The organism is Vibrio sp. 397, from assembly GCF_033339395.1.
Taxonomy (GTDB): domain Bacteria; phylum Pseudomonadota; class Gammaproteobacteria; order Enterobacterales; family Vibrionaceae; genus Vibrio; species Vibrio alginolyticus.
This window is the reverse complement of sequence record NZ_JAWOUN010000004.1, coordinates 318,613-329,953: the sequence shown is the minus strand read 5'-3', so window position 1 is coordinate 329,953 and position 11,341 is coordinate 318,613. Positions and strand designations below refer to the sequence as shown.

Here is an 11,341-nt window from a genome sequence, read left to right as displayed (position 1 = left end):
GCGTCCTTAGCTCAGCTGGATAGAGTACCTGGCTACGAACCAGGCGGTCGGAGGTTCGAATCCTCCAGGACGCGCCACTTATTAAAGGGTAATGCCCTGATGTTGACGAAAGTCGATATCGAAAACTTGCGCGTCCTTAGCTCAGCTGGATAGAGTACCTGGCTACGAACCAGGCGGTCGGAGGTTCGAATCCTCCAGGACGCGCCACTCATTGAAACAGCCTCGCAATTGCGAGGCTTTTTTGTATCTAGACATCTGAAATATGGCGTAGGGTCACTAGAGCCTATGTTCCTCTTTTTTAAAAGCGAATATGTGCGTATCTAAGCAATTTGCTATCAAGCTTCTGTCGCATCGTGTGAAATCATCCTGATTATCCCTCCTATACACTAACTTCCATTTTTCATTTCAATTACTCTCATGTAGTCACTTTGTTTGTTATTTGTTTATTTATTGTTAATCTTGTTCATCTTTTTGTTTTTGTTGGTTTTTACTGCGTGAGTCCCGATTTGATTTTGAAATCTAAATCGCAGTTTTTATTTATGTCCTCCTTTACTCTGTTCGTAAGGTGATAGCGATTTGAAGTGATTATTTTGTCATGAACTGTGATCTGGGTAGTGAATAAATAATCATTTATCAGGATTACTACAAACCTTCCTTAAACAAAATTGACAAAATTTAACCAATCGAGATAATCCATGGGTCGGGATTTGACACTATTAAAGTCCTGCACGTTGTCAGGATGACAAAGAAAGGAAGCAACATGACTAATATAGGAAGCCTGCTAGTAGATGCGGCCACCCTGATGCTAACGGGGATGGCGGTCGTATTTATTTTCCTCACTATTCTTGTTTATCTCGTTCGGTTAATGTCGAAATTGGTACCAGAAGAAGTACCAGAGCCGATCGCAGCACCAAAAACAAACACTAATATTCAATCAACCTCTTCAGCTGTTAGTCCACAAGTAGTGGCGGCGATCTCGGCTGCGATTCATAAACATCGCGCCTCATTCGCGAAGTAGCCGAACTAGGATTAAAAAGGAGTTTAAGAGCATGTCTAAACCACTAGCTATTACTGATGTGGTCCTTCGTGATGCCCATCAATCACTATTTGCTACGCGTATGCGTATTGAGGATATGCTGCCTATCGCAGCTGAGTTGGATAAGGTTGGTTACTGGTCTCTAGAGACTTGGGGTGGTGCAACATTTGATTCTTGTATTCGATTCTTAGGGGAAGACCCTTGGGAGCGTTTACGTGAACTAAAAAAAGCGATGCCTAATACACCAATGCAAATGCTACTGCGTGGTCAAAACCTTTTAGGATACCGCCATTATGCCGACGACGTAGTAGAAAAGTTTGTTGAACGCGCGCATGCTAACGGCATGGATGTATTCCGTATTTTTGATGCAATGAATGACGTGCGAAACTTCCAGAAAGCCGTGAAAGAAACGGTTGATGTTGGTGCGCATGCTCAAGGTACGTTGTCTTACACAACGAGCCCAGTGCATAACGCAGACACTTGGGTTGACTTGGCAAAACGCCTAGAGGATTTAGGTTGTCATTCGCTGTGTATTAAAGATATGTCTGGCTTACTTAAGCCTTATGAAGCGGAAGAGCTTATCACGCGTATCAAAGCGTCTTGTGATGTGCCATTGGCACTTCATTGTCATGCAACAACGGGGCTGTCTACAGCAACAGCGGTAAAAGCAGTAGAAGCCGGTATTGATATTCTCGATACTGCGATTTCTTCAATGAGTTGTACTTACGGTCATACACCGACTGAAACGGTAGTCGCTATGCTAGAAGGCACCGAGCGAGATACCAATTTGAAACTCGAGCAACTGGAACCTATCGCCGCATATTTCCGTGAGGTACGTAAGAAGTATGCGAAGTGGGAAGGCCAATTAAAAGGAGTCGATTCACGCATCCTGATTGCTCAAGTGCCTGGTGGTATGCTGACCAATATGGAAGGCCAGTTGAAAGAGCAGGGCGCTGCGGATCGCATTGATGAAGTATTAGAAGAGATCCCTCGTGTACGTGAAGATCTTGGTTTCATTCCATTGGTGACTCCAACTTCACAGATCGTCGGTACGCAAGCGGTGATTAACGTTCTTACTGGCGAGCGCTATAAGAGTATTACCAAGGAAACCGCTGGCCTATTGAAAGGTGAGTACGGTCAAGCGCCAGCCGAGTTAAATGCAGAACTGCAAGCGAAAGTGCTTGATGGTAAAGAGCCAATTACCTGTCGTCCTGCCGATTTACTTGAGCCTGAAATGGAGACGCTTACGGTTGATCTGATGGAGAAAGCGAAATCAGAAGGCATTAAGCTAGCAAGTGAGCGTGTTGATGACGTACTCACTTATGCACTTTTCCCTCAAGTTGGGCTTAAGTTCCTTAAGAATCGTGAAAACCCAGAAGCATTTGAGCCTGCACCAACGCTAGAAGCTGCAAAGCCTGCTGTACCTGCGGCTCAACCAGCAACTGGCGGTGTAGAAACTTATAGTGTACGTGTTGACGGGCAGGTGTATGAGGTGGAAGTTGGTCCTCAAGGTGAACTGACATCTGTTGCTCCTTCTAGTGCACCAGCAAAATCGGCTACACCTAGCACACCTTCTAATGCTTCAGCTGAAGCGGTGCCTGCTCCTCTTGCAGGTAACATCTTCAAAGTGAATGTTCAGCCTGGTGCTGAGGTAGCTGAAGGCGATGTATTGCTCATCCTTGAAGCGATGAAAATGGAAACTGAAGTTCGAGCGGCGCGTGGTGGTGTGGTTCAAGAGCTGAACGTTAAAGAAGGCGATGCTGTCACAGTAGGTGCGCCTCTGTTGAGCCTGGCGTAAGGGAGTATCATGGACGGATTGTTAACCCTTTGGGCAGAAACAGGGATCGCTAACTTCGAGTTCGGCCAAATCTGTATGATGCTGGTTGGTTGTACTTTGCTGTTTTTGGCAATTAAAAAAGGATTTGAACCTTTACTGTTATTGCCGATTGGTTTCGGTGCTATTTTGGCGAATATTCCAAATGCTGGCTTTACTGAGCCTGGTGGCTTGCTCTACTACGTTTACTACATTGGGATTGAATCGGGTGTGTTCCCGCTATTGATCTTCATGGGTGTGGGCGCGATGACCGACTTTGGTGCTTTGATCGCAAACCCAAAAACGTTGTGGTTAGGTGCGGCTGCGCAGTTTGGTATTTTTGCAACACTGTTTGGCGCTATTTTGCTCAACTATGTACCTGGCATGGAGTTTTCCATGGCGGATGCATCGTCTATCGCGATCATCGGTGGTGCTGATGGGCCGACAGCGATTTTCTTAGCGAGTAAGCTCTCTCCAGATCTGCTAGGTGCGATTGCAGTCGCGGCATACAGCTATATGGCATTGGTGCCGATTATCCAGCCACCAATCATGAAAGCACTGACAACCAAGGAAGAGCGTCAAATTAAGATGGCTCAGCTTCGTCATGTTGGTAAATGGGAGAAAGTCATCTTCCCGCTTGCTGTATTACTGATGACGATTCTGTTCTTACCTTCAGCTACGCCATTGGTTGGTATGTTCTGTTTGGGTAACTTGATGCGTGAAGCTGGTGTGGTCGATCGTTTATCGAAAACTGCTCAAAATGAATTGATCAACATAGTGACTATCTTTTTAGGTCTTGGTGTTGGTTCTAAGCTGCAAGCTGAGCAGTTCTTGAACCTAGAAACGTTAGGTATCTTGGGGTTAGGCGCAGTTGCATTTAGTATCGGTACTGGTGCGGGCGTCCTGATGGCGAAACTGCTTAACAAGTTCTCGAAAGAAGACATCAACCCACTTATTGGTGCGGCTGGCGTTTCTGCGGTACCAATGGCCGCGCGAGTCGTAAACAAAGTTGGTTTACAAGCTAACCCGCAAAACTTCTTGTTAATGCATGCGATGGGACCAAACGTTGCTGGTGTGCTGGGTTCAGCCGTTGCGGCTGGTATATTGTTAGCACTTGTTGGTTAGACATTATTGAAAATGGAATGATCAACCAATTTACAAAATCACGATTAACTTAGGTTAACAAAATGGTTTATAGTCAAAGGGATGCTTTCGCATCCCTTTTTGTTTTCTTGCAGGGAATGGTTTATGGAACACAAACAGATCGTTATCACTGAGTTTGGTGATGCCAACGTACTCGCGATTCAACATGCTTCTACACCATCACCACAGCCTGGTGAAGTCTTAGTAAAAGTCGCTTTTTCAGGCGTAAATCCTATTGATGTCAAAACTCGAGCTGGGCTCGGTTGGGCGGCAGCGCAGAATAAGGATAATTTACCTTGGGTGCCAGGTTACGACATCTCAGGAAAAGTGATGTCTTGTGGAGAGGGGGTATCACGTTTTAATGAAGGTGATGAGGTGGCTGGATTTATTGGTTTCCCAGTTCGAGGCGGTGGTTACAGTCAATACATATGTGTTCCAGAAACTGAGTTAAGTCATGTTCCTAGCTCTGTCACTTTAGAGGCAGCTGCTGCATTACCGTTGGCGGGACAAACTGCGGCACAAGCTCTCAGTAAGGCTAATGTGAATGAAAACGATCGCGTACTTATCCTCGCTGGAGCCGGTGGTGTTGGACACCTCGCGGTACAAATTGCGATCGCGACGAAAGCGGAAGTCTTTACAACCTGCAGTGAACGAAATCTAGACTACCTTGCGACACTCGGTGCTCATGCAGTGAACTATCAATTTGCACCAGTGTCAGAACGTGTTGAAGATGTTGATGTTTTGATTGATTTAGTAGGCGGAGATGCTGCGTTAGATGCGCTTAAATGCCTGAAAGACAATGCGAGAGTCATCACCGTTCCAACCATAACTGCTGAGCTGATTTGTGAAAAAGCCAAACTCCTAGGCTTTGAGGCTAGTGGCATGTTGGTTGAACCAGACCCTGCGCAGTTAGATACCTTGTTGTACATGGTCGGCGTTGGCTTACTGAAGACTGAAATTCAACAGGTTTATCCTATGAGTGATGTCATTGGTGCTCACCAGCAGGTCGAATCAGGAAGAACCAGAGGCAAGGTGTTGCTTGATATGACATGCTAGAAGCATTTAACACGAGTTTTGAAAGTTTAGCGCTTTGGTTTTCAGATTCAGCATTATGGGTGCTTTTCATGACCGGTTTTCTCAGTGCCACGTTGTTGCCTGGTGGTTCTGAGGCGGGCTTAGTTGCCACTCTCTCATTAAATCAATACTCCGTTTCTTCAATTGTTATGGTCGCTACTATCGGTAATACGCTTGGTGGCTTAACAAATTATTGGCTTGGCTTGTGGATTCCCAACAAAGCACAAGAGGAAAAGCACGGTCATACCGCATTAAAGTGGCTCTCTAAGTATGGCTATTGGGGATTATTTTTTAGCTGGTTACCTGTAATAGGAGACCCGCTGTGTTTAGCCGCAGGGTGGCTAAGAATGAAGTTTCTGCCTTGCGTGATTTTAATATTTTTAGGAAAGGCTGCTAGGTATAGCTTACTTGCGGCCATCTATCTCGGATTATTTTAAGGAAAGTACATGAAGATGTTTTGGGTTGGCGCGTGTTCACTGTTGGTGATCACGGGCTGTGCATCAAATACGCCAGTTTCATCACTGCCGAAAGGGGTAACTTTCGTTGAGTCATCGAAAGCTGAAGAAGGCAAAGTTAAGATTCCATACCAAAAGTATAAACTCGATAATGGTTTAACGGTGATCTTAGCTCCTGAAGATTCTGACCCATTGGTCCATGTGGATGTGACTTACCATGTTGGTTCAGCTCGTGAAGAAGTGGGTAAGTCTGGTTTTGCGCATTTCTTTGAGCACATGATGTTCCAAGGTTCAGAGAACGTTGGTGACCAAGAGCACTTCAGAATCATCACAGAGGCTGGCGGCACGTTAAATGGTACAACAAACCGCGATCGTACTAACTACTTTGAAACTGTCCCTGCTAACCAGCTCGAGAAAATGCTGTGGTTAGAGTCTGACCGTATGGGCTTTTTGTTGGATGCGGTTTCTCAACGCAAATTTGAAATTCAGCGTTCGACTGTAAAAAATGAGCGAGCTCAGCGTTACGATAATCGTCCTTATGGCTTAATTTGGGAGCGCATGTCCGAAGCGCTATATCCTGAAGGTCATCCGTATTCGTGGCAAACCATTGGTTATGTTGAAGATCTTGATCGTGTTGATGTGAACGACCTCAAAGCGTTTTTCTTGCGTTGGTATGGCCCAAACAATGCGACTATCACGATCGGTGGTGACTTAGACGTTGAACAAACTCTAGAGTGGGTAAATAAGTACTTCGGTTCGATTCCTCGTGGTCCTGAGGTTGAAAATGCGCCGAAACAACCTGCAAAACTGCAAGAAGATAAATACATCACTCTAGAAGATCGTATTCAACAACCTATGGTGATGATCGCGTGGCCAACAACCTACAACGGCGAAGAAAGCCAAGCGTCTCTCGATACATTATCGGAAGTATTGGGTGGCGGTACCAACAGCGTGCTCTATCAAGACCTAGTGAAGACTCAAAAAGCGGTCGATGCTGGTTCATTCCATGACTGTGCTGAACTGGCGTGTAACTTTTACGTTTACGCAATGGGTGATTCTGGAGACAAAGGCGACCTATCAAAACTGTACGACGAGCTTTTACAATCACTGAATCAGTTTGCGGAAAAAGGCGTGACAGAAGATCGCCTTGAGCAGTTGAAGGGTAAAGCGGAAGCGGATGCTATTTTTGCTCTAGAAAGCGTTAAAGGTAAAGTGACTCAGTTGGCTTCCAACGAGACATTTTTCGGCGATCCTGATCGTCTTGAGCAACAGCTTGAACAAATCCGTGCAGTTACGCCGACTTCGGTAGAAAAAGCGTATACGGACTTTATCCAAGGTAAGAACAAAGTGACCCTAAGCGTGGTCCCAAAAGGAAAAACAGACCTTGTCGTAAAACCTGCGACCTTTGTGACACCAAAGCGGACGCTGCCAGAATATGAGAAGATTTCCGATGACCAATTGGCGTATCGTCGTGCGACCGATAACTTCGATCGCTCAGTGCAACCGCCAGTAGGAGAACCAGTGAAAGCGACGATGCCAGAGCTGTACGAGTTACATTTCAAGAATGGTTCAGAGCTGCTTGGTGCAGTTAGCGATGAAACGCCGACGGTGATGATGCAATTTAGTCTACCTGCCGGGACACGTTTTGTTGAAAAGGGTAAAGAAGGTCTTGCCCAATTGACCGCTGCGATGTTGCAAGAAGGTACAACGAAACGCAGTGTCGAAGAGATTCAAGCTGAGCTTGATAAACTGGGTAGTGTTATCTCTGTTAATGCCACAGGTTATACAACAAACATCAGTGTTTCTGCTCTTGAAAAGAACTTAGAGCCGACGTTAAAAATTGTCGAAGAGATGTTGCTGTCTCCTGCATTTAATCAAGATGATTTCGAGCGTGTAAAAATGCAAGCGCTAGAAGGCCTGGTATATGAGCACCAAAATCCAAGTTGGATGGCGTCACAAGCGAGTCGCCAGGTGCTCTATGGGGATTCGGTTTTTGCTCGACCAAAAGACGGCACGCAAGCAGGTGTCAGTGCATTAACGTTGGATGATGTCCGTGAATTCTACTCGAAGCATTACACGCCACAAAGTGCGCAAATCGTCGTTGTTGGTGACATTGATCAACAGGAAATTGAACAGCAACTGAAGTTCTGGAAAAACTGGCAGGATGAAGCTGCGCCATTGTATGCACCGCAAAGCATTGCTGCATTAGGTGAGCAAAAGATCCATCTTGTTGATAAACCAGGAGCGCCGCAAAGTGTGGTCATGATGGTTCGTCAAGGTATGCCTTACGACGCAACGGGCGATTTTTACCTAAGCCAACTGGCAAACTTCAACTTAGCTGGGAACTTCAATAGCCGCATTAACCAAAATCTACGTGAAGACAAGGGTTACACATACGGTGCTTACGGCTACTTCTCTGGTAATCCAGAAACAGGCTCGGTGGTTTTCACCGCGCAAGTACGAGCGGATGCAACGGTTGCTTCGATCATTGAGATGGAAAATGAGCTAAATGAATACTCGCAGTCAGGTATTACTGATGAAGAGATGAAATTTATGCGTCAAGCGGTCGGTCAAAAAGATGCACTGAAATATGAAACGCCAACACAAAAAGCGGAGCTCATCAGTGATATTCTTAAGTACAACCTCGATCATGATTACTTGCAGCAAAGAAACGCTATCGTAGAAAAAGTCGATAAGCAGACGTTGAATGCGCTGGCTCAGAAATGGTTTGATCCAAATGACTATCAAATTATCGTCGTTGGTGATGCTAAATCGTTGCGTCCTCAATTAGAAAAGTTGGGGAAAGACGTAGAAGAGCTTGAAATCATTCGATAGAGTACACATTTAATAGCGGAGAAACGTTTCTCCGCTATTCATCTAGATAAGCAACTTTTCGTGGGTTATTTATCTAGATGCATTAACTATCAATAACTTAGCTTACACTTGTGTTATGTAACAAGTGTCCTGCTCCCAATATAAGCGAACCTCATTTTGACTGATTTTGCTGCGCGACTAAAAAAAGTTGCATCAAACCCCGAAGTATTTAAGCAGTTTGGACGCGGTGTTGAGCGAGAAACTTTGCGCTATCGTCAGGATGGACATCTAGCTACAACTCCTCATCCTGAAGGGTTAGGCTCTGCGTTCACAAATCAATGGATCACAACGGATTTTTCGGAATCATTGTTAGAGTTCATTACGCCTGTGTCACATGAAATTCCAGAACTGATGGCACAGCTGAAAGATATCCATCATTTCACTCAAACCAAAATGGGTGAAGAGAAAATGTGGCCACTATCAATGCCTTGCTACGTAGGCTCAGAGGATGATATTCAGTTAGCCCAGTATGGCTCTTCGAATGCAGCGAAAATGAAAACGCTGTACCGAGAAGGCCTAAAGCGTCGCTATGGCAGCCTGATGCAAATTATTTCAGGTGTCCATTTTAACTTCTCGTTTCCTGAAACATTTTGGGATGCGCTCTATGGCGAGCAAGATGAACAAGCCCGCCAAGATGCTAAGTCTGATGCGTACTTTGCGTTGATCCGTAATTACTACCGCTTTGGCTGGATGATTCCCTACTTCTTTGGTGCATCACCAGCGTTATGTGGCTCTTTTATTCAAGGTCGTGAAACCGATCTGCCATTCGAGAAGATTGGCGGGACATTATATTTGCCGAAGTCGACGTCTTTGCGTTTGAGCGATCTTGGCTATACCAATAGTGCTCAAAGTGTGCTGAAAATTGGTTTTAACAGCATTGACCAATACCTCGATGGTTTGAGTGATGCGATTCGCCACCCATCAGAAGAGTTTGCGAAAATTGGGGTAAAAGTGGATGGTGAATACCGCCAGCTTAATTCCAATATCTTACAAATTGAGAATGAACTGTACGCTCCGATTCGTCCAAAACGTGTATCGAAAAGTGGTGAGAAGCCTTCAGATGCGTTACGACGCGGTGGTGTCGAATACATTGAAGTTCGTTCTCTAGATGTTAACCCATTCAGCGCAGTGGGCTTAAATGAAGAGCAAGTACGATTCTTGGATCTCTTCCTTACCTGGGCGGCCTTGTCAGACTCAGACCCTATGGATAACTGTGAATTAGAGTGTTGGCGCGATAACTGGAATAAAGTCATTGTTTCTGGCCGTGAAAAAGGTCTAATGCTGCAAATTGGTTGCCAAGGTGAGCGTCTATCTCTACAAGATTGGGCACACCGAGTTTTCGTCGAGTTACGTCAAATAGCACAGCAAATGGATATGACCGCTGGTGGCAGTGCATACCAAGATGTGTGTAATCAACTCGAGACATGGATTGATAACCCAGAACTAACGATCTCTGGTCAACTATTAGAGCTAACGAAAGAGCTGGGTGGGCTAGGTAAAGTTGGTTGTACTCTTGGTATGAAGTACCGTGATGAAAACCTAGCTCACGGTTATCAGTACTATTCACAAGATACGATGGAAACGGAAGTAGTGTCGTCCGTGGAAAAACAAAAGCAAGCAGAGCAGAGTGACACGCTTTCTTTTGATGATTTTTTGGAAGATTACTTTGCTTACCTGAAGCAGTAATGACTAACTAAGGATTGGTGCGGTTGAACATTAAGTCGTCAGTAGTAGCGGTACTTGGAAGCGTGTTACTTGCAGGTTGTGCTACGGCACCGCCAAAGCTGCAGAATAACTTATGCGAGATATTCCGAGAGAAATCCGGTTGGTACGATGATGCCAAAGATATGGAAGATGAATGGGGGACCCCTATTCATGTCGCTATGGCCATCATTAAACAAGAAAGCAGCTTTCGGCACGATGCAAAACCACCTAAAGATTATTTGCTAGGGTTTATTCCTTGGGGACGAGTCAGCAGTGCGTATGGTTACGCTCAAGCTCAAGACCCTGCTTGGGAAGACTTCCAAGATGCCACAGGTCAGGGTGGCTCTCGTACCAACTTCGATGATTCTATGATGTTTGTCGGTTGGTATACTCATGAAACACGGCGTCAGCTAGGGATTTCATTATGGGATCCCTATAACCAGTATCTGGCTTATCATGAAGGGCGAGGTGGGTATAAGCGAGGTACTTATAATCGAAAGCCTAGTTTAATCAAAGTCGCTCGACGTGTTGAACAAACAGCGAAAACTTATGGCTGGCAGCTGAAGCAATGTCGTCAGGAATTAGAAGACAACAGCAGCTGGTTCTTTTAGCCCACAGTCAGTTCATGTGCTGTAGGGATGAATGACATTTATCCATTACCGAAAGGTACTGGAGTTACAATCAGGAGAGATGTAATGCCTTTACTCGATAGTTTTACCGTGGACCACACTCGTATGAATGCACCCGCTGTACGAGTGGCGAAAACCATGCAGACCCCAAAAGGGGATACGATTACTGTTTTCGACTTACGCTTTACTGCGCCAAACAAAGACATTCTTTCTGAAAAAGGTATTCACACCCTAGAGCACCTTTATGCAGGCTTTATGCGTAGTCACCTAAACGGTGATTCTGTTGAGATCATCGATATTTCGCCTATGGGTTGCCGCACAGGTTTTTACATGAGCCTGATTGGCACACCATCAGAGCAGCAAGTCGCAGATGCTTGGATTGCAGCGATGGAAGATGTGCTGAAGGTAGAAAGTCAGAATAAGATCCCTGAACTTAACGAATACCAATGCGGCACGGCAGCAATGCACTCTTTAAAAGAAGCACAACAGATCGCAAAGAACATTTTGGATGCTGGTGTTTCGGTGAACAAAAATGATGAACTTGCTTTGCCTGAGTCGATGTTAAAAGAGTTGCGCATCGACTAGGTGCTCATTAAGAAGCATATTGCCCCAA

General features: G+C 45.3%; 9 protein-coding genes and 2 tRNA genes. All 11 read left to right on the top strand.

The features are described from left to right. The 11 genes from R7P36_RS09250 to luxS all read left to right on the top strand — a co-directional run bounded on the left by R7P36_RS09250 (position 1) and on the right by luxS (position 11,313). Positions 1–77, top strand: a tRNA-Arg gene (locus R7P36_RS09250). 53 nt (positions 78–130) lie between these two features. Continuing rightward, positions 131–207, top strand: a tRNA-Arg gene (locus tag R7P36_RS09245). Positions 208–760: 553 nt separating this feature from the next. Next, a complete protein-coding gene (locus R7P36_RS09240) occupies positions 761–1,018 on the top strand; it encodes an oxaloacetate decarboxylase subunit gamma (RefSeq protein ID WP_005379932.1) in 258 nt (85 codons plus the stop codon). 31 nt (positions 1,019–1,049) lie between these two features. Beyond that, positions 1,050–2,834: a sodium-extruding oxaloacetate decarboxylase subunit alpha gene (gene oadA / locus R7P36_RS09235; RefSeq protein ID WP_213899249.1), complete on the top strand. Its 1,785-nt coding sequence runs from the start codon at positions 1,050–1,052 to the stop codon at positions 2,832–2,834. 9 nt (positions 2,835–2,843) lie between these two features. After that, positions 2,844–3,974, top strand: a complete 1,131-nt coding sequence (locus R7P36_RS09230) for a sodium ion-translocating decarboxylase subunit beta (RefSeq protein ID WP_005379935.1) — start codon at positions 2,844–2,846, stop codon at positions 3,972–3,974. Positions 3,975–4,097: 123 nt separating this feature from the next. Further along, positions 4,098–5,048 (top strand): NADP-dependent oxidoreductase, encoded by a 951-nt coding sequence (locus R7P36_RS09225; protein ID WP_137282360.1) that lies wholly within the window; start codon positions 4,098–4,100, stop codon positions 5,046–5,048. Continuing rightward, the gene (locus tag R7P36_RS09220) at positions 5,042–5,503 is read left to right on the top strand and encodes a YqaA family protein (RefSeq protein WP_005379938.1); all 462 of its coding nucleotides are present in this window, start codon (positions 5,042–5,044) and stop codon (positions 5,501–5,503) included. The genes R7P36_RS09225 and R7P36_RS09220 overlap by 7 nt, the downstream gene beginning before the upstream one ends. A 9-nt stretch (positions 5,504–5,512) precedes the next feature. Then, the gene (locus tag R7P36_RS09215; protein ID WP_213899250.1) at positions 5,513–8,356 is read left to right on the top strand and encodes a M16 family metallopeptidase; all 2,844 of its coding nucleotides are present in this window, start codon (positions 5,513–5,515) and stop codon (positions 8,354–8,356) included. Between the two features lie 156 nt (positions 8,357–8,512). Continuing rightward, complete coding sequence (gene gshA / locus R7P36_RS09210; RefSeq protein ID WP_213899251.1) at positions 8,513–10,081, top strand: glutamate--cysteine ligase; 1,569 nt, start codon at positions 8,513–8,515, stop codon at positions 10,079–10,081. 23 nt (positions 10,082–10,104) lie between these two features. Beyond that, on the top strand, positions 10,105–10,710 hold the full coding sequence (locus tag R7P36_RS09205; protein WP_213899252.1) for a hypothetical protein: 606 nt from the start codon (positions 10,105–10,107) through the stop codon (positions 10,708–10,710). An 84-nt stretch (positions 10,711–10,794) separates the two neighbouring features. Beyond that, positions 10,795–11,313 (top strand): S-ribosylhomocysteine lyase, encoded by a 519-nt coding sequence (luxS, locus tag R7P36_RS09200; protein WP_213899253.1) that lies wholly within the window; start codon positions 10,795–10,797, stop codon positions 11,311–11,313. Positions 11,314–11,341: the final 28 nt, after the last annotated feature.